Here is a 19,008-nt window from a genome sequence, read left to right on the forward strand (position 1 = left end):
GATTTAGATCTTATTTTTGGATTTTTTTTGCTCAAAAACCAGAAATATGGCTTTTTGTAACAGAAATGTAACATTTCTTTTTCGTGGAATTTTAGGGAGAGGTGAATAACTTGGCAGGACACATTGTAAAGTATGGAAAACACAGAACCCGTAGAAGTTATTCCAGAATTAAGAAGGTATTGGATCTTCCAAATTTGATTGAGATTCAAACTAATTCTTATAACTGGTTCTTAGACGAAGGTTTGCGTCAAATGTTTAAAGATATTATGCCAATTGAGGATTTTCAGGGAAAGCTTTCACTAGATTTCGTTGATTATAAACTATTGGAACCTAAGTACACGGTTGATGAAGCACGTGCTCATGAGGCAAATTATTCAGCCCCATTACACGTCACTCTCAAGTTAACCAACCATGAAACCGGTGAGATTAAGACTCAAGATGTTTTCTTTGGTGACTTTCCACTTATGACTGACCAAGGAACTTTCATCATTAACGGTGCAGAACGTGTTATCGTTTCTCAATTAGTGCGATCACCAGGTGTTTATTACCATAAAGATCTCGACAAAAATGGTCGTGAAATTTACAGTTCAACTGTGATTCCTAACCGTGGTGCTTGGATGGAATTTGAGACTGATGCAAAGAATATCTCATACGTTCGAATTGATCGTACTAGAAAGATTCCTTTGACTGAATTAGTTCGTGCCCTTGGTTTTGGCTCAGATGATGAAATTACTGAGATTTTTGGAAATACTAATGATAGTCTCTCACTTACCCTTGAAAAAGACGTCCATAAGGATGCAGATGATTCTCGTGTTGAAGAATCATTAAAGGATATTTACGAACGCTTGCGTCCGGGTGAACCAAAGACAGCTGAGTCAGCAAGAAACTTGTTAACCCAAAGATTCTTTGATCCAAAACGTTACGACATGGCACCAGTTGGTCGTTACAAGACGAACCAAAAACTGAGCATGAAGACTCGTTTAATGGGATTAGCTTTGGCCGAAACCCTTGCTGACCCAGATACTGGTGAAATCATTGCTAACAAGGGTGATGTGATTGACAAAGAATTGGTGGAAAAGTTGAAGCCGTACTTGGCTAACAAAGATTTTAAAGCTTACACCTTTAATCCTTCCGATCAAGCTGTCGTAACTGATCCAGTTACTGTTCAAGTAATTAAAGTATATTCAAATACAGATCCAGACAAAGTCGTTCCAGTAATTGGTAATGACAATATTGATCTGGACTATAAACACATTACCCCAGCGGATATCTTGGCTGAAATCAATTACTTCTTGGATCTTCAAGAGGGAATTGGATCTGTTGATGATATTGATCACTTGGGGAACCGTCGTGTTCGATCAGTTGGTGAATTACTGCAAAACCAATTCCGAATTGGTCTTTCACGGATGGAACGAGTTGTTAGAGAAAGAATGTCCATTCAGGATGCTTCAACGGTAACACCACAACAACTAATTAATATTAGACCAGTGGTGGCCTCTGTTAAAGAATTCTTTGGTTCATCACAGCTTTCACAATTCATGGATCAGACTAACCCGTTAGGTGAATTGACCCACAAACGTCGTTTATCTGCTTTAGGACCTGGTGGTATCACTAGAGACCGTGCTGGATATGAAGTTCGTGATGTTAACTACACTCACTATGGTCGAATTTGTCCAATTGAAACTCCCGAAGGTCCTAACATTGGATTGATTAACTCACTTTCAAGTTATGCTCGGGTTAACAAGTATGGATTTATCGAAACCCCATACCGTCGTGTTGATTGGACTACTCATAAGGTTACCGACAAGATTGATTACCTAACTGCTAACGATGAAGATAAATACGTGATTGCACAGGCGAACTCTCCATTAAATGAAGACGCAACCTTTCAAGACGATCAGGTTATGGCACGTGATAAGTCCCAATACGTTGAAACTAATTCAAAGAACGTTGACTACATGGACGTTTCACCAAAGCAAGTTGTTGCGGTGGCAACGGCATGTATTCCGTTCCTAGAAAATGATGACTCAAACCGGGCCCTAATGGGTGCTAACATGCAGCGTCAGGCTGTTCCTTTGATCAGACCACACGCACCACTTGTTGGAACTGGGATGGAATATCAAGCTGCTCATGATTCTGGAGTTGCTAAGATTGCTAAGTATCCTGGAACCGTTGAGTATGTTGATGCAAGAGAAATTCGGGTAAGACGTGATAATGGCACTTTAGATACGTACAAATTGATGAAGTTTATGCGTTCTAACGGTGGTAAAAACTATAACCAAACTCCAATTGTAAAAATTGGAGATCATGTTGATGCTGATGAAATTATCGCTGATGGCCCAGCAATGGAAAATGGTGAATTGGCCTTAGGTCAAAACCCAACCGTTGCCTTTATGACATGGCAGGGTTATAACTTTGAAGATGCCATTGCTATTTCCGAACGACTAGTTAAAGATGATGCTTACACTTCAATTCACATTGAAGAGTATGAGTCAGAAACTAGAGATACCAAACTGGGACCTGAAGAAATGACTAGAGAAATTCCTAACGTTGGTGAAGATGCTCTAAAGGATCTTGACGAAGATGGAATTATTAGAGTCGGTGCCGAAGTTCATGACAACGATATTTTGGTTGGTAAGGTAACCCCTAAAGGTGTTACTGAATTATCTTCTGAAGAGCGACTACTTCACGCTATCTTTGGTGAAAAGGCTCGAGAAGTTCGTGACACGTCACTTCGAGTACCTCATGGTGCCGGTGGAATTGTTCAAGACGTTAAAGTCTTTACTAGGGAAAACGGCGATGAATTAAAGCCTGGTGTAAATAAGATGGTTCGAGTTTACATTGCCCAGAAACGTAAACTTCAAGTTGGAGATAAGATGGCTGGAAAACATGGTAATAAAGGTACTGTTTCCGTCATTATTCCTGAAGAAGACATGCCATATATGCCAGATGGTACCCCAATCGACATCTTATTGAGCCCCATGGGTGTTCCATCACGGATGAACATTGGACAGGTGCTTGAATTGCATCTTGGAATGGCTGCTAAGAAGCTTGGAATTCACGTTGCCACCCCAGTTTTTGATGGTGCTCGTAGTGAAGATATTACCGACGCTTTAAAGGAAGCTGGTATGCCAGCTGATGGTAAGACGGTTCTGTATGATGGTAGAACCGGTGAACCATTTGACAAACGAATTGCTGTTGGAGTTATGGGTTACTTGAAACTTAACCATATGGCTGAAGACAAGATTCATGCAAGAGCCATTGGACCATACTCACTAGTTACGCAACAACCACTTGGTGGTAAAGCTCAATTTGGTGGACAGCGTTTTGGTGAAATGGAAGTTTGGGCTCTTGAAGCTTATGGTGCCGCACACACCCTCCAAGAAATCTTGACTTACAAGTCAGATGATGTTGTCGGACGGGTTAAAACCTACGAAGCAATTGTCAAAGGTGATCCAATTCCTAAACCAGGTGTTCCTGAGTCATTCCGAGTATTAGTTAAAGAATTACAAGCATTGGGACTGGACATGAAGGTTCTCGATGCCGAAAACAAACAAATTGATTTGCGTGACATGGACGATGACGAAGACGTTGTTAACGTGAACGCATTGAGTAAGTTTGCTCAAAAACAAGATGATAAAAATGAGAAGGATAAAGAAAAGAAAGATGAAAATGAGAAACAAGCTCCAACTTCATCTGATGCCGACTCAAAAAATGATACAAATGACGACAATAAATAATAAAGGAGGGTACGCCAATGGTTGATGTTAATAAATTCAAAAGTATGCAAATTGGTTTAGCTTCACCTGAGACCATTCGTAGTTGGTCATATGGAGAAGTTAAAAAACCTGAAACGATTAACTATCGAACTTTAAAACCTGAAAAGGATGGATTGTTTGATGAAAGAATTTTTGGCCCAACTAAGGACTGGAAATGTGCCTGTGGAAAATACAAGGGTGTCAGATATAAGGGCATCGTTTGTGATCGCTGTGGTGTTGAAGTCACTCGTTCAAAAGTTAGACGTGAACGAATGGGACACATCGAATTAGCAGCTCCTGTAACCCACATTTGGTATTTCAAGGGAATCCCTAGTCGAATGGGACTAGTTCTTGACATGAGTCCACGGGCTCTTGAAGAAATTATCTACTTTGCTTCATACGTTGTTACCGATCCAGGTAACACACCAATGGAGAAGAAGCAGTTGCTTTCAGAACAAGAATACCGTGACAAAAAGCGTGAATACGGCAATCGTTTCCACGCTGAAATTGGTGCGGAAGCCATCAGAACTTTATTAAACGACGTTGACATCGATAAAGAAGTCAAAGAGTTAAAAGATACGCTTAAGAAAGCAACGGGACAAAAGCGAACTCGTGCAGTTCGTCGTCTAGATATTCTTGAGGCCTTTGCTACTTCTGGCAATCAGTTGTCATGGATGGTAATGGATGCAATTCCAGTTATGCCGCCTGACTTGCGACCAATGGTTCAACTTGAAGGTGGTCGTTTTGCTACTTCTGATTTAAATGATTTATATCGTCGGGTTATTAACCGAAATAACCGATTAAAACGATTGTTAGACCTGAACGCTCCTGGCATTATTGTTCAAAACGAAAAGAGAATGCTCCAGGAAGCTGTCGACGCTTTGATTGATAATGGTCGTCGTGGTCGTCCTGTTGCAGGACCTGGTAACCGTCCCCTTAAATCACTTTCTCACCTATTAAAGGGTAAACAAGGTCGATTCAGACAGAACTTGTTAGGTAAGCGTGTTGATTATTCTGGTCGTTCAGTTATTGACGTTGGTCCTAATTTAAAACTAAGTCAGATGGGGCTTCCAGTATCAATGGCATTGGAATTATTTAAACCCTTCATTATGCATGCGCTAGTTAAACGTGGTCTAGCTTCTAACATTAAAAACGCTAAACGTCAGATCGAACGTCAAGACGACGCTGTCTTTGAAGTTCTCCCTGATGTCATTAAGGAACATCCAGTTCTTTTGAACCGTGCTCCTACTTTGCATCGACTTGGAATTCAGGCTTTTGAACCAGTTTTGGTTAGTGGGAAATCAATGCGTTTGCATCCATTAGTTTGTGCTGCGTATAATGCTGACTTTGATGGTGACCAAATGGCCATTCACGTTCCACTATCTGATGAGGCTCAAGCTGAATCAAGATTATTGATGGCTGCTGCTGGACACATTTTGGCTCCTAAAGATGGTAAACCAGTTGTTACTCCTTCACAGGATATGGTTATTGGTAACTACTATTTAACCCTTGAAGAAGCAGGGGCTGAAGGTGAAGGAATGGTATTCAACGATCCTGATGAAGTTGAATTAGCTTACCGTGATGGAAAGGTTCATTGGCATACCAGAATTGGTATTCCAGCGAGCGCCTTCCCAGACAAACCGTTTACTGACGATCAAAAAGATAAGATTTTAGTAACGACGGTTGGAAAGGTTATTTTCAATGGGATTCTTCCAAAGAAATTTACCTATTTGAACGAACCAACTTCAACTAACTTGCACGGATATGTTCCTGACAAGTATTTCTTGAAGCCTGGTGAAGACATTCATGAACACTTGAAGAACGCTGAATTGGTTAAACCGTTTAAGAAGGGATTTTTAAGTGACATCATTGCTGAAGTTTACAGTCAATACCAAGTTACTGAAACTTCAGAACTTCTTGATCGAATCAAAGATTTAGGTAATGATAAATCAACTAAATCTGGTTTGACTGTTGGTATCTCTGACATTACTGATTTAAAGGAAAAGCCAGAAATTGTTGCTAACGCCCATAAGAAAGTTGATACCATCACTAAACAATTCCGTCGTGGTTTAATTACTAACCAAGAACGTTATGAACGAGTTGTTAGTGTTTGGAATGATGCCAAAGACGAAATTCAAAACAAATTAATGAAAAACTTCGATCCCCAGAACCCAATCTTTATGATGAGTGACTCTGGTGCTCGTGGTAACATTTCGAACTTTACTCAGTTAGCTGGGATGCGTGGTTTGATGGCTTCACCTAATGGTGAAATCATGGAACTTCCAATTACCTCTAACTTTAAAGAAGGACTTTCAGTCTTGGAAATGTTCATTTCAACCCACGGTGCTCGTAAGGGTATGACCGATACGGCACTTAAGACTGCTAACTCTGGTTACTTGACTCGTCGACTTGTTGATGTTGCCCAAGATGTCATTGTTAGAGAAGAAGACTGTGGAACTGACCGTGGTCTTGTTGTTCGTGCCATTACCGAAGGGGACGAAATGATCGAACCATTGTATGACCGAATCCTTGGTCGTAACGCAATGAAGACCGTTAAGAACCCTAAGACTGGTAAAGTGATTGTTAAAAAGAATGAAATGATCGATGAAGACGTTGCTCAAGAAATTGTGGACGCTGGAATTGATTCAGTTGAAATTCGTTCCGCCTTCACATGCAATACTGCTCATGGTGTTTGTGAGAAGTGTTATGGTCGAAACCTTGCTACTGGTGACGAAGTTGAGGTTGGTGAAGCTGTTGGTACCATTGCGGCCCAATCAATTGGTGAACCAGGTACTCAGTTAACTCTTCGTACTTTCCATACCGGTGGTGTTGCAAGTAGTTCAGATATTACCCAAGGACTTCCTCGTGTTCAGGAAATTATGGAAGCACGTAATCCTAAAGGTAAGGCAATCATCAGTGAAGTTACTGGTACGGTTGAATTAATTGAAGAAGATCCTGCTGAAGGTATCAAGGAAGTTACCATTAAAGGGAAGTCCGATACTCGTAAATATAAGGTTCCAATTAAGGCCCGAATGAAGGTTTCAGAAGGCGATCAGGTTCGTCGTGGTGATGCTTTGAACGAAGGTTCAATTGATCCTAAGGAATTGCTTAAAGTTCGAGATGTTTTGTCAACTGAAACTTACTTGTTAACTGCGGTTCAAGAAGTTTATAGAAGACAGGGTGTTGAAGTTAACGATAAGCATGCCGAGATCATGGTAAGACAGATGTTGCGTAAGGTTCGTGTTATGGACCCAGGTGACACTGACATCCTCCCTGGTACTTTGATGGATATTGATGATTTCAAGGATCGTAATAAGGATGCTGTGATTAGTGGTAAAACACCCGCAACGGCCCGTCCGGTATTACTTGGAATTACTAAGGCTGCACTTGAGACTAACAGTTTCTTGTCTGCTGCATCATTCCAGGAAACCACTCGTGTTCTTACTGATGCCGCAATTCGTGGTAAAGTTGATCCATTAGTTGGTTTGAAGGAAAATGTTATCATTGGTAAGTTATTACCTGCTGGTACTGGTGTTGGGAAATATGAAAACATTGAACCAGAAGAAGAGGGTAAGACTGATACCAAGGGTGTTACTTCATTAAGTGATGTCGAAAAAGAAATGCAACAAAAGGATTCAAGTAAAAACTAGTTATTAAACTAAAAAGGGAGTTCATCAATGATGAACTCCCTTTTTGATACATATTAATCAATCTTTTTTAAAACTTACTTCATTATTATCAAGGGATGAAATACGAGCAAGCGATTCTAAGTGGATTCCATGATCCTTGATCCACTTAGCGCCCGGTTGAAATGATTTTTCAATTACAATGCCGACTCCAACTAGATTGGCTTGAGCTGCTTCAACGATCTTAATCATCCCTTTAGTGGCTTCGCCATTTGCTAAGAAATCATCAATGATTAAGACGTTATCGTCAGGTGAAAGGAATTTTTTCTCAATAAAAATGCGGTTAGTTTTTTGTTTGGTGTATGAATATACGTCAGCCGAATAGGCTGCATCGTTTAAAGTTGATGGCTTTTTCTTTCGCGCAAAAACGACGGGAACACCCAATACTAAGCCAGTCATAACGGCTGGGGCAATTCCAGATGATTCAACCGTGATGACTTTAGTAATATTATCGTTTGAGAAGCGTTTGACGAATTCTTTGCCAACTTCGTACATCAAATTAGGATCAATTTGATGATTTAAAAACGAGTTGACCTTTAAAATATTTCCAGGAAGGACTTGGCCTTTATTTTTGATTGCTTCTTCTAATTCTTTCATGATTACTCTCCCATTTAAAAAGACCCTAATATAGAAGTTTAGGGTCTTTTTTCCTAATAGTTTGGAATTATGGTTCCAAGTAGAGACTGTCGACCCATTACGATTATATATTAGAGCTTCACTTATTACGTTAATCATAATTTAATTTCTAACTTTAAGCAAACCAAATTAATATAATTAGAGTGGCAATGTAAATGAATGGAATAAAAGCAATCGCACGTTTTTTAAATAAGATGGCATAAATGATCGCTATGATTGACCCGGTTAAAACGACTAGATTGGTAACCGTAATTCCGTATGCAATTAAAAGGATTAAGAAGAGATCCAAATCCCCGTTGCCAATGAAATGGAAGTAATGATTTATTATTATCAATATTAAATATCCAATAATATAAATTCCAGTTGTCTTTGTTAGAGGATTAGAAATTATAAGAGCTATCATTACTGCAATCAGTGAATATGCCGTAGGGAAATGGTAGGTTAATAAATCAAAAGTTGCCATAACCTGCATGAGTAAAAGTAGCGATAAATTTTCGAGGTTATCTAAACAAACAGGTGGAAATATAGTAAAAGCGGTGGCTCCGGTTACTTCAAAATACAGTAAATAAAGTGGTAATCGAGTTGAACATGTCCGACACCTTCCGAATTGAATCATGTAACTCACAATCGGGATGAGTTCGTACCACTTTAGAAACTTGCCACAGTTACTACACTTAGAATGACCGAAGACAAAGTTTTCGTGCGTAATGGTTCGATCAACCATAACGTTTATAAAAGATCCAACAATGCTACCTACAATAAACCAATAAATGATCATCAACAAAACCTCCACCAAAAAGTACGGAAATTAATTGAAGTCTTGTTGACACGTCTTTTTCTACGTGGTATTCTACTTATTGTGCTTATAAACAACTAAGCGATTTTTTTAACTTCAAAAAAGAACCGCCTGGATGTGTGGACTTAAAAAATATATTATATTAGGAAAGGGAGGACTTTTTAGATGCCTACAATTAACCAATTGGTTCGTAAAGGTCGTAAATCTAGAACTTCTAAATCAAAATCCCCAGCTTTAGGCTTCGGATATAACAGTTACAAAAAGAAAAACACACAGAACCCTGCACCTCAGAAACGTGGAGTTGCAACTCGTGTTGGTACTATGACTCCTAAAAAGCCTAACTCAGCTTTACGTAAGTATGCTCGTGTTAGACTTTCTAACTTGATTGAAGTTACTGCATACATTCCCGGAATTGGACATAACTTGCAAGAACATAGTGTTGTTTTAATTCGTGGTGGACGTGTTAAGGATTTGCCTGGTGTTAGATATCATGTTGTTCGTGGTGCATTAGATACTGCGGGTGTAAGTGATCGTCGCCAAGGTCGTTCTAAATACGGTACTAAGAAACCTAAGGAATAGACAATTAATTAAGTTATTATTGAGGAGGACTTTTACATGCCTAGAAAAGGAAAAGTGCAAAAAAGAGAAATCCTTCCTGATCCAATCTACAACTCAAAATTGGTTTCTAAATTAATTAACCATTTGATGTTAGATGGTAAAAGAGGGACTGCATCAGAAATTTTATATGGTGCCTTTGATATGATCAAAGAACAAACTGGTAACGATCCAGTTGATGTATTTGAAGAAGCAATGAAAAATGTTATGCCAGTTCTTGAAGTTAAGGCCCGTCGTGTTGGTGGATCTAACTACCAAGTTCCAATCGAAGTTCGTCCTGATCGAAGAACTACTTTAGGCTTACGTTGGATTGTTAACTATGCAAGACTTCGTGGTGAACACACCATGACTGAACGTCTTGCAAAAGAAATCATCGATGCTTCAAATAACACCGGTGCAGCAGTTAAGAAGCGTGAGGATACTCACAAAATGGCCGAAGCTAACCGTGCCTTTGCGCATTATCGTTGGTAATCAGCTTTTAGTTTTTAACTGTAAGTGGGTGGCTAAAGCGATTTAGCCACTTTTTTAAAATAATGAAATTGTGAATGATTGAGAGGAGTTAAATAATGGCTAACAAGCGAGAATTTCCGTTAGACAAAACTCGTAATATTGGTATTGTTGCCCATATTGATGCCGGTAAAACTACTACTACTGAACGTATCTTGTACTATACCGGTCGTATCCACAAAATTGGTGAAACCCATGAAGGGGATTCACAAATGGACTGGATGGAAGAAGAAAAAGAACGTGGAATTACTATTACTTCAGCTGCTACCACTGCTGAATGGAAGGGTTACCGTGTTAACATCATTGATACCCCAGGACACGTTGATTTTACTGCCGAAGTTGAACGTTCATTACGTGTGCTAGATGGTGGTATTGTTGTTTTGGATGGTCAAGCCGGTGTTGAACCACAGACTGAAACCGTATGGCGTCAGTCATCAGACTTTGCTGTTCCACGAATTGTCTTCATTAATAAGATGGATAAAGTTGGTGCTGACTTTGATATGTCAGTTAAAAGTTTGCATGACCGTTTAGGTGCTAACGCCCAGGCCGTTCAGATGCCAATTGGTGCTGAAGCTGACTTTGCTGGTGTGATTGATTTAATTACCATGCAAGCCTATGTTTATGATGAAGATAAAGAAGGTTCAGAATGGGATGTTGATGAGATTCCAGCTGACATGCAAGAGGAAGCTCAAAAGCGTCACGATGCTTTGATTGAAGCCGTTGCAGACGTTGATGACGCTGTGATGGAAAAGTTCCTTGACGGTAAAGAAATTTCACAAGAAGACCTTAAAGCGGGTATTCGTCGAGCAACTTTGAATCTTGATTTTTACCCAGTATTTGCTGGTTCAGCTTTCAAGAACAAGGGTGTTCAGATGTTGATGGATGGAGTGGTTGACTACTTACCATCACCACTTGATGTTCGTCCTTACACTGCTACTGACCCAGATGATGACGACAAACAAGTTGACATCCGTGCTAACGATAAGGAACCATTTGCTTCATTAGCATTTAAGATTGCTACCGATCCATACGTTGGTCGTTTAACTTATATTCGTGTCTATCGTGGTACCTTAAAGGCTGGTTCATACGTTTTGAATGCTACGAATGGCAAACGTGAACGTGTTGGTCGTTTACTACAAATGCACTCCAATAATCGTCAAGAAATCCCAGAAGTATTCTCAGGTGATATTGCAGCTGCAATTGGTTTGAAGAATACCACTACTGGTGATTCTTTAACCGATCCAGACCATCCATTACGTCTTGAATCAATGGAATTCCCAGAACCAGTTATCCAAGTTGCCGTTGAACCTAAGACTAAGGCTGATCAGGATAAGATGAATGATGCTTTGCAAAAGTTATCTGAAGAAGATCCAACTTTTAGAGCTGAAACTAATCCAGAAACTGGACAAACTTTGATTGCCGGAATGGGTGAACTTCAGTTAAACATTTTGATTGAACGGATGAGACGTGAATTTAATGTTGAAGCTAACATTGGTGCTCCCCAAGTTGCCTACCGTGAAGCATTTACTAAACCAGTTAAGGCCGAAGGTAAGTTTATTCGTCAGTCTGGTGGTAAAGGTCAATATGGTGATGTTTGGATTGAATTTACACCAAATGACGAAGGAAAAGGATTCGAATTTGAAGACGCCATCGTTGGTGGAGTTGTTCCAAGAGAATTCATTCCTTCAGTTGAACAAGGTCTAAAAGAAGCCATGGAAAATGGTGTATTAGCCGGATATCCATTGATTGATTTGAAAGCTAAATTATATGATGGTAGTTATCATGAAGTCGATTCAAGTGAAGCTGCCTTTAAGATCGCTGCTTCCATTGCTTTGAGGGAAGCTGCTAAGAAGGCTGATCCAGTTATTCTTGAACCAATCATGAAAGTTGATATTCGTGTTCCAGAAGAATACATGGGTGACGTCATGGGACAAGTTACCGCACGACGTGGAAACGTTGAAGGTATGGAAGCTCAAGACAAGGCACAAAACATTCATGCAATGGTTCCACTATCAGAAATGTTTGGTTATGCTACCGATTTACGTTCTGCTTCTCAGGGACGTGGAACATTTGTTATGAGTTTTGATCATTACAGTGCTGTTCCTAAGAGCATCCAAGAAGACATCATTAAGAAAAATGGTGGAAATAGTAAAGAAGAAAAGTAATTTTTTGTAAAAGTTCTAGAAATTGAAAAAGTTTCTGGAACTTTTTTTATACTTAATGTGATGAGAAGCCTTGAAAAATAAGAGAATATCGGGTATGATAGTTAAGTACTCGGTTTTGGGGGGATAGACTGTCCAAAATTAGTACAACATTTAGCTTTGATGTGGGAGGTTGCGACACACCCGGCCGCTTTGCCATGCGAGGATGTGCCGGTAATTTCCACGGAGCTAGTCTTATTTTGAAAATAGACGAAGGAGGGAAAAACATGGCAAAAGAGAAGATTCGTATTCGTTTGAAAGCTTATGAACACCGTATTTTAGATCAAGCTGCTGACAAGATTGTGGCAACCGCACAACGTACTGGTGCTACTATTTCTGGTCCAATTCCATTACCAACGGACAGAACTCTATATACCGTATTGGCATCACCATTTAAGTACAGTAAAGCTCAAGAACAATTTGAAATGTTAACTCACAAGCGTTTGATTGATATTTTGAATCCAACACCTAAAACTGTTGATTCATTAATGAAGTTAGACTTGCCAAGTGGTGTTGACATCGAGATCAAACTATAATAATTACAGAATATCGGAGGTGTACTCATGGCTAAAAAAGGAATCTTAGGTAAAAAAGTCGGAATGACTCAAGTTTTTACTGATAACGGAGAACTCGTTCCAGTTACTGTTGTTGATGTAACTCCTAATGTTGTCTTACAGGTTAAGAACAGCAAATCAGATGGTTACGATGCAATTCAACTTGGATTCGATGACAAGCGTCCAGTATTAAGCAACAAACCTGAACAAGGTCATGTTAAAAAAGCAAAAACTACTCCTAAGCGCTTCATTCGTGAAATCAGAGATGTTGACTTGGGAGATTACAAAGTTGGAGACGAAGTTAAAGCTGACGTATTTCAACCAGGTGACGTCGTTGACGTAACGGGTACTACTAAAGGTCATGGTTACCAAGGTAACATCCACAAAAATGGACAACGTCGTGGACCTGAAACCCACGGATCAAGATATCACCGTCGTCCCGGTTCATTAGGTGTCATTATTAACCGAGTTGTTAAAGGAATGAAATTACCAGGACGAATGGGTAACAATCGCGTTACCATTCAAGACCTTGAAATCGTTAACGCTGACGTTGATAACAACGTACTATTAATCAAGGGTAACGTTCCTGGTGCAAACAAATCATTAGTAACAGTTAAAACATCTGTTATTGAATCAAGAAAATAAGAAAGGAGGAACCGTAGATGGCAAGCGTAACATTATACAAACAAGATGGTAGTAAACAAGGAACAGTTGATTTAAACGATGCTGTTTTTGCCGTTGAACCAAATGAAAACGTTGTTTATGACACTGTCGTAATGCAAAGAGCATCACAACGCCAAGGTACTAATGGTGTTAAATCTAGAGGTAAAGTACGTGGTGGTGGTAAGAAACCATGGCGTCAAAAGGGTACTGGTCGTGCTCGTCAAGGTTCTATCCGTGCCCCACAATGGGTTGGCGGTGGAGTTGTCTTCGGCCCAACTACTCGTTCATATGCATATCACCTTCCAAAGAAGGTTACTAGATTAGCTGTTAAGTCAGTTCTTTCTGAAAAAGTTGCTAATGGTGATTTAGTAGTAGTAGATTCATTAGACTACAAGGCTCCAAAAACTAAAGATTTATCAGATCTTTTGAAGAAACTTGACGCATCAACTAAAACATTAGTAGTTTTGGAAGATAACAATGAAAATGCTGCACGTTCTGCAAGAAACATCGAAAATGTGCAAGTTATTAATGCTAAAGGTGTTAACACACTTGATGTATTAAACAACAATAAGGTTGTTATTACAAAGGCTGCTCTTTCTCAAGTAGAGGAGGTGCTCGCATAATGGAAGCACGAGATATCATTTTACGTCCGGTAGTTACTGAAGCTTCAACTGATGTAATGGACGACAAAAAATATACTTTTGATGTTGATGTACGAGCAACTAAGACTCAAGTTAAGAATGCTGTTGAAGAGATTTTTAACGTTAAAGTTGTTAAAGTTAATATTATGAATGTAAAAGGTAAGAAAAAGAGACAAGGTCAATATGTTGGACGTACTAAGAAACGTCGTAAGGCTATTGTTACTTTGTCCAACGATTCTGATGAAATCAAGATTTTCTCAGAAGAATAATCTTTGAATAGGAGGGAAATAACGTGGCTCTAAAAAAGTACAAACCAACTACTAATGGCCGTCGTAATATGACTAGTATTGACTATAGTGAAATTACTACTAACGTGCCAGAAAAAAGTTTAGTTGAGTCAAATGCTCATAGCGGTGGTCGTAATAGCCAAGGTAAGATGACTGTTAGACATCGTGGTGGTGGAAACAAGCATCGATACCGTCTTATTGATTTCAAACGTGATCATGATGGTGTTCCTGCAACCGTTAAAACCATCGAATATGATCCAAATAGAACTGCAAATATTGCTTTAATCGTTTATGAAGACGGAATTAAATCATACATCATTGCACCTAAAGGATTAAAAGTCGGAGACGTTGTTGAATCTGGTAAGGATGCTGATATTAAGGCTGGTAACACCCTTCAATTAGCTGATATTCCTGTTGGTTCAACCATCTTCAACATTGAATTGAAACCTGGCAAGGGTGGACAACTTGTTCGTTCTGCTGGAGCTTCAGCACAGTTACTTGGTAACGAAGGCAAGTATGCATTAGTTAAATTACCATCTGGTGAAGTTAGAATGGTACTTTCAGTTTGCCGAGCTACTATTGGTAGCGTTGGTAATGATGAACATGGATTAGTTGTATGGGGTAAAGCTGGTAGAACTCGTTACCGTGGTCAAAGACCTCACGTACGTGGATCTGTTATGAACCCTAACGATCACCCACATGGTGGTGGTGAAGGTAAAGCTCCAGTTGGTTACCCAAGTCCATTGTCTCCATGGCATAAGAAGACAACTGGTAAGAAGACTAGATCAAAGAAAGCACGTTCAAACAAGTTTATTGTTAGACACCGTAAAGGTTCAAAGATGTAGTCTGAATTATTTATTTATTGAGTAATCGCAGAGGAGGTTTCATAATGAGTCGAAGTTTAAAAAAGGGACCTTTTGCCGATCAATCATTATTAAAAAAGATCGATGCACAAAAAGATCAAGATAAAAAATCGGTAATTAAAACATGGTCACGTCGTTCAACCATTTTCCCAAGTTTTATTGGATACACCATTGCTGTTTACAATGGTAGAAAACATGTCCCAGTTTACATTCAAGAAGACATGGTGGGCCACAAGCTCGGAGAATTCGTACCTACGCGTACTTTCCATGGACATGGAAATGGCGACGCAGATAAAAAAACAGTTTAAGCAAGGAGGATAACCAATGGCTGAACAACAAGTTACATCAGCAAAAGCTACTGCAAAGACTGTTCGTATCGCCGCTCGTAAGGTTCGCCTTGTTGTAGATCTTATTAGAGGTAAAAGCGTATCAGAAGCTACTGCAATTTTGAAATTCACCCCTAGAGGTGCTTCACCAGTTGTAGAAAAGGTTTTGATGTCAGCTGTAGCAAATGCAGAAAATAATTTTGATTTAGATCGTCAAGATCTAGTTGTTAGTGAAGCATATGTTAACGAAGGACCAACTTTAAAACGTTTCCGTCCCCGTGCTAAAGGTTCTGCTTCACCAATCAACAAAAGAACTAGTCACATTACAATTGTAGTGTCAGAAAAGTAGGAGGGATAAACGTGGGTCAAAAAATTAATCCAAATGGTTTACGAATTGGCGTTAACCGTGGTTGGCAAGCTAAATGGTATGCTAACGACGATAAATTCGCTTCATACTTAAACGAAGATTTAAAAATTCGTAACTATCTAGCAAAGAGACTCGCTGATGCTTCTGTATCAAGTGTTGACATTGAGCGTGCTGCAAAACGTGTTAATGTTTCTATCCATACTGCCAAGCCAGGAATGGTTATCGGTAAAGGTGGAGCAGAAGTTGAAAGTCTTCGTAAAGAATTAAACAAATTGACGGGACGTCGGGTTCATGTCAATATTGTTGAAGTTAAAAAACCTGATTTAGAAGCTGATCTTGTTGGTGAAAACGTTGCAAGTCAGCTTGAAGGTCGGGTAGCATTCCGTCGTGCAATGCGTCAGGCAATGCAAAGAGTTATGCGTTCTGGAGCTAAGGGTGTTAAAGTTCAATCTTCAGGTCGTTTAAATGGTGCTGATATGACACGAATTGAAAGATATTCAGACGGAAGTGTTCCACTTCATACACTTAGAGCTGATATTGACTATTCATGGAATGAAGCAGATACTACTTACGGTAAAATCGGTGTTAAGACTTGGATCAACCGTGGTGAAGTTTTGCCCGATAAACCGGAGGAAAAAACTGAAAAAGGAGGGAAATAAGCATGCTAGTACCTAAACGTGTTAAGTTCAGAAGACAGCACAGAGGTAAGTTGCGTGGTCACTCAAAGGGTGGAAACACTGTTACTTTTGGTGATTATGGTTTGCAAGCACTTGATTCACATTGGATCAGTAACCGACAAATCGAAGCTTGCCGTGTTGCCATGACTCGTTATATGAAACGTGGTGGAAAAGTTTGGATCAAAATTTTCCCTCAAAAATCATATACTGAAAAAGGTATCGGTGTTCGAATGGGTAAAGGTAAAGGTACCCCAGCTGGTTGGGTTTCAACTGTCAAGCGCGGAAAGGTTCTTTTCGAAGTTGGTGGTGTTTCCAAAGAAACTGCTGAAGAAGCTTTACGTTTAGCTTCAATGAAGTTACCTGTTAGAACCCGAGTTATTAAACGTGAGGAAGTAGGTGGCGAATCAAATGAAGGCTAAAGAAATTAATGAATTAACCACTGATGAAATGCGGGCTAAGGAACAAGATTACAAGAAAGAATTGTTTAATCTTCGTTTTCAATTAGCCACTGGTCAATTGGAAAATACTGCTAGATTGAAGACTGTCAGAAAGACAATCGCTAGAATCAAGACAGCACTTAGACAACAAGAACTGAAGAAATAGAATACGATAGAAAGGAAGGTTAATACTTTATGAGCGAAGAACGTAACGAACGTAAAAGTTACAGAGGTCGTGTGGTTTCAGATAAGATGGACAAAACCATTACTGTTGTCGTTGAAACTTACAAGACTCATCCAACTTACGGGAAACGTATTAAATATTCTAAGAAATATAAAGTTCAAGATGAAAATAACGAAGCAAAAGTTAACGATATTGTTGACATCATGGAAACTCGTCCATTGTCTAAGACTAAGCGCTTCCGTCTAGTAGACGTTGTTGAAAAGGCAGTTATTATCTAGCTTTTTTATCTATCGTATTCTGATTTTAAGTTGAAGGGAGGACACTAACCATGATCCAACAAGAGAGTCGTTTAAAGGTTGCTGATAACTCTGGTGCACGTGAACTTTTGACTATCAAAGTTTTAGGTGGTTCAAGAGTTAGATATGCAGGTATCGGTGATGTGATTGTTGCTACTGTTAAACAAGCAACACCAGGTGGCGTTGTCAAAAAAGGAGACGTCGTTAAAGCCGTTGTAGTCAGAACTAAGTCTGCTGCACATAGAACTGACGGTTCATATATTCGTTTCGACGAAAATGCCGCTGTTTTGATTAACGATGATAAGAGTCCTAAAGGTACCCGTATTTTCGGTCCGGTAGCTCGTGAATTACGTAGTAATAATTTTATGAAGATCGTTTCATTAGCGCCTGAAGTACTTTAATACTATTGGAAAACAAGGAGGTGCCAGGATTATGTTCTTGAAAACTGGTGACAAAGTTCGTGTTATTAGTGGTAAAGACAAGGGTAAAGACGGCAAAGTCGTTAAAACCATTGCTGCTAAGAACCGTGTAGTTGTTGAAGGAATCAACAAGATCAAGAAACATCAAAAAGCTTCACAAGACAATCCCCAAGGTGGAATTGCTGACGTTGATGCTCCAATTGATGCTTCAAATGTAATGTTAATTGATCCATCTACTAACGAACCTACAAAAGTAAGCTTCGTGGTTAAAGATGGTAAAAAAGTTCGTATTTCAAAAAAATCACAAAAACCAATCGATTAGATTGGAACTGAAAGGAGGAAATTAATCGCATGGCAGCTCGCTTAGAAGAAAGATACAAAGAAGATATTCTCCCAACGCTCGTTAAGAAATTTGATTACTCATCAGTTATGGAAGCCCCAAAACTTGACAAGATCGTTTTAAACATGGGTGTTGGTGATGCTGTAACAAATTCTAAAAACCTTGATGAGGCGGTTCATGAATTAAGTTTAATTTCTGGACAAAAGCCTATCGTAACTAAGGCTAAAAAATCAATTGCCGGTTTCCGTCTTAGAGAAGGAATGCCAATTGGTGCCAAAGTTACATTAAGAGGAGAAAGAATGTATGACTTCTTGGATAAGTTAGTTAATGTTTCATTGCCACGTGTTCGAGATTTCCACGGTGTAAGCAACAAATCATTTGATGGTCGTGGAAATTACACATTGGGTATCAAAGAACAACTAATTTTCCCAGAAATTAATTACGATGATGTTAACCGTGTTAGAGGTTTAGATATCGTACTTGTAACAACCGCTAATACGGATGAAGAATCACATGAATTGTTAGCTCAATTCGGAATGCCATTCGCTAAATAGGAGGTTTAATATTGGCTAAAAAATCATTAATTAAAAAAAGTGAACGTCCAGCTAAGTTCTCAACACAGAATTACACTCGTTGTGAACGTTGTGGTCGACCTCGTGCGGTTTACCAAAAGTTTCACTTATGCCGAATTTGTTTAAGACAACTTGCCCATAAGGGTCAAATTCCTGGCATGAAAAAAGCTAGTTGGTAAAATA

22 protein-coding genes and 1 riboswitch are annotated in these 19,008 nt (G+C 39.3%); of the genes, 20 read left to right on the forward strand and 2 right to left on the reverse strand.

The genetic code is table 11. The features are described from left to right. The first annotated feature begins 101 nt into the window (after positions 1-101). Both rpoB and rpoC read left to right on the forward strand, forming a co-directional pair. On the forward strand, positions 102-3,740 hold the full coding sequence (gene rpoB / locus AC6UD4_RS01560; protein WP_500693537.1) for a DNA-directed RNA polymerase subunit beta: 3,639 nt from the start codon (positions 102-104) through the stop codon (positions 3,738-3,740). Between the two features lie 17 nt (positions 3,741-3,757). Then, entirely contained in the window at positions 3,758-7,408 is a 3,651-nt protein-coding gene (gene rpoC, locus AC6UD4_RS01565) for a DNA-directed RNA polymerase subunit beta' (protein ID WP_500693538.1), read from the forward strand. Between the two features lie 57 nt (positions 7,409-7,465). Here the strand turns inward: rpoC and AC6UD4_RS01570 are convergent, their stop codons facing one another. Then, positions 7,466-8,041 carry a xanthine phosphoribosyltransferase gene (locus AC6UD4_RS01570; protein WP_500693539.1) on the reverse strand — a complete coding sequence of 192 codons (576 nt, stop codon included), beginning with the start codon at positions 8,039-8,041 and terminating at the stop codon, positions 7,466-7,468. Positions 8,042-8,078: 37 nt separating this feature from the next. Then, positions 8,079-8,174: riboswitch (purine riboswitch) on the reverse strand. Between the two features lie 21 nt (positions 8,175-8,195). Next, on the reverse strand, positions 8,196-8,858 hold the full coding sequence (locus AC6UD4_RS01575) for a prepilin peptidase (RefSeq protein WP_500693540.1): 663 nt from the start codon (positions 8,856-8,858) through the stop codon (positions 8,196-8,198). A 183-nt stretch (positions 8,859-9,041) separates the two neighbouring features. On the opposite strand from AC6UD4_RS01575, the gene rpsL reads away from it, so the two are divergent. The 18 genes from rpsL (at position 9,042) to AC6UD4_RS01665 (ending at position 19,004) form a co-directional block, all read left to right on the forward strand. Further along, positions 9,042-9,455, forward strand: a complete 414-nt coding sequence (gene rpsL, locus AC6UD4_RS01580) for a 30S ribosomal protein S12 (protein WP_010022704.1) — start codon at positions 9,042-9,044, stop codon at positions 9,453-9,455. 36 nt (positions 9,456-9,491) lie between these two features. Continuing rightward, complete coding sequence (gene rpsG, locus AC6UD4_RS01585; protein WP_500693541.1) at positions 9,492-9,962, forward strand: 30S ribosomal protein S7; 471 nt, start codon at positions 9,492-9,494, stop codon at positions 9,960-9,962. 95 nt (positions 9,963-10,057) lie between these two features. Beyond that, a complete protein-coding gene (gene fusA, locus AC6UD4_RS01590) occupies positions 10,058-12,163 on the forward strand; it encodes an elongation factor G (RefSeq protein ID WP_500693542.1) in 2,106 nt (701 codons plus the stop codon). A 263-nt stretch (positions 12,164-12,426) separates the two neighbouring features. Next, complete coding sequence (gene rpsJ / locus AC6UD4_RS01595; RefSeq protein ID WP_500693543.1) at positions 12,427-12,735, forward strand: 30S ribosomal protein S10; 309 nt, start codon at positions 12,427-12,429, stop codon at positions 12,733-12,735. A gap of 27 nt (positions 12,736-12,762) precedes the next feature. Then, entirely contained in the window at positions 12,763-13,398 is a 636-nt protein-coding gene (gene rplC, locus AC6UD4_RS01600) for a 50S ribosomal protein L3 (RefSeq protein ID WP_500693544.1), read from the forward strand. A gap of 17 nt (positions 13,399-13,415) precedes the next feature. After that, positions 13,416-14,039 carry a 50S ribosomal protein L4 gene (rplD, locus tag AC6UD4_RS01605; protein ID WP_500693545.1) on the forward strand — a complete coding sequence of 208 codons (624 nt, stop codon included), beginning with the start codon at positions 13,416-13,418 and terminating at the stop codon, positions 14,037-14,039. Further along, positions 14,039-14,326 carry a 50S ribosomal protein L23 gene (gene rplW, locus AC6UD4_RS01610; RefSeq protein ID WP_500693546.1) on the forward strand — a complete coding sequence of 96 codons (288 nt, stop codon included), beginning with the start codon at positions 14,039-14,041 and terminating at the stop codon, positions 14,324-14,326. The genes rplD and rplW overlap by 1 nt, the downstream gene beginning before the upstream one ends. A 23-nt stretch (positions 14,327-14,349) precedes the next feature. After that, positions 14,350-15,189: a 50S ribosomal protein L2 gene (rplB, locus tag AC6UD4_RS01615; RefSeq protein WP_500693547.1), complete on the forward strand. Its 840-nt coding sequence runs from the start codon at positions 14,350-14,352 to the stop codon at positions 15,187-15,189. 44 nt (positions 15,190-15,233) lie between these two features. After that, the gene (gene rpsS / locus AC6UD4_RS01620; protein WP_010022714.1) at positions 15,234-15,515 is read left to right on the forward strand and encodes a 30S ribosomal protein S19; all 282 of its coding nucleotides are present in this window, start codon (positions 15,234-15,236) and stop codon (positions 15,513-15,515) included. A gap of 16 nt (positions 15,516-15,531) precedes the next feature. Continuing rightward, positions 15,532-15,882 carry a 50S ribosomal protein L22 gene (rplV, locus tag AC6UD4_RS01625; RefSeq protein ID WP_010022715.1) on the forward strand — a complete coding sequence of 117 codons (351 nt, stop codon included), beginning with the start codon at positions 15,532-15,534 and terminating at the stop codon, positions 15,880-15,882. An 11-nt stretch (positions 15,883-15,893) separates the two neighbouring features. Further along, positions 15,894-16,559, forward strand: a complete 666-nt coding sequence (gene rpsC / locus AC6UD4_RS01630) for a 30S ribosomal protein S3 (RefSeq protein ID WP_500693548.1) — start codon at positions 15,894-15,896, stop codon at positions 16,557-16,559. A 2-nt stretch (positions 16,560-16,561) separates the two neighbouring features. Next, the gene (gene rplP, locus AC6UD4_RS01635; protein WP_500693549.1) at positions 16,562-16,996 is read left to right on the forward strand and encodes a 50S ribosomal protein L16; all 435 of its coding nucleotides are present in this window, start codon (positions 16,562-16,564) and stop codon (positions 16,994-16,996) included. Beyond that, positions 16,986-17,180 carry a 50S ribosomal protein L29 gene (rpmC, locus tag AC6UD4_RS01640; RefSeq protein ID WP_010022719.1) on the forward strand — a complete coding sequence of 65 codons (195 nt, stop codon included), beginning with the start codon at positions 16,986-16,988 and terminating at the stop codon, positions 17,178-17,180. The genes rplP and rpmC overlap by 11 nt, the downstream gene beginning before the upstream one ends. 29 nt (positions 17,181-17,209) lie before the next feature. Beyond that, positions 17,210-17,476, forward strand: a complete 267-nt coding sequence (gene rpsQ, locus AC6UD4_RS01645) for a 30S ribosomal protein S17 (RefSeq protein ID WP_039144781.1) — start codon at positions 17,210-17,212, stop codon at positions 17,474-17,476. 50 nt (positions 17,477-17,526) lie between these two features. Then, the gene (gene rplN, locus AC6UD4_RS01650; RefSeq protein ID WP_039144780.1) at positions 17,527-17,895 is read left to right on the forward strand and encodes a 50S ribosomal protein L14; all 369 of its coding nucleotides are present in this window, start codon (positions 17,527-17,529) and stop codon (positions 17,893-17,895) included. Positions 17,896-17,926: 31 nt separating this feature from the next. After that, on the forward strand, positions 17,927-18,235 hold the full coding sequence (rplX, locus tag AC6UD4_RS01655; protein WP_500693550.1) for a 50S ribosomal protein L24: 309 nt from the start codon (positions 17,927-17,929) through the stop codon (positions 18,233-18,235). A gap of 29 nt (positions 18,236-18,264) precedes the next feature. Beyond that, positions 18,265-18,807, forward strand: a complete 543-nt coding sequence (gene rplE / locus AC6UD4_RS01660) for a 50S ribosomal protein L5 (protein ID WP_500693551.1) — start codon at positions 18,265-18,267, stop codon at positions 18,805-18,807. Between the two features lie 11 nt (positions 18,808-18,818). Beyond that, positions 18,819-19,004 carry a type Z 30S ribosomal protein S14 gene (locus tag AC6UD4_RS01665; protein WP_010022727.1) on the forward strand — a complete coding sequence of 62 codons (186 nt, stop codon included), beginning with the start codon at positions 18,819-18,821 and terminating at the stop codon, positions 19,002-19,004. The last annotated feature ends 4 nt before the right edge of the window (positions 19,005-19,008 follow it).

The sequence above is a fragment of the Fructilactobacillus sp. X3R5C2 genome (assembly GCF_059901175.1).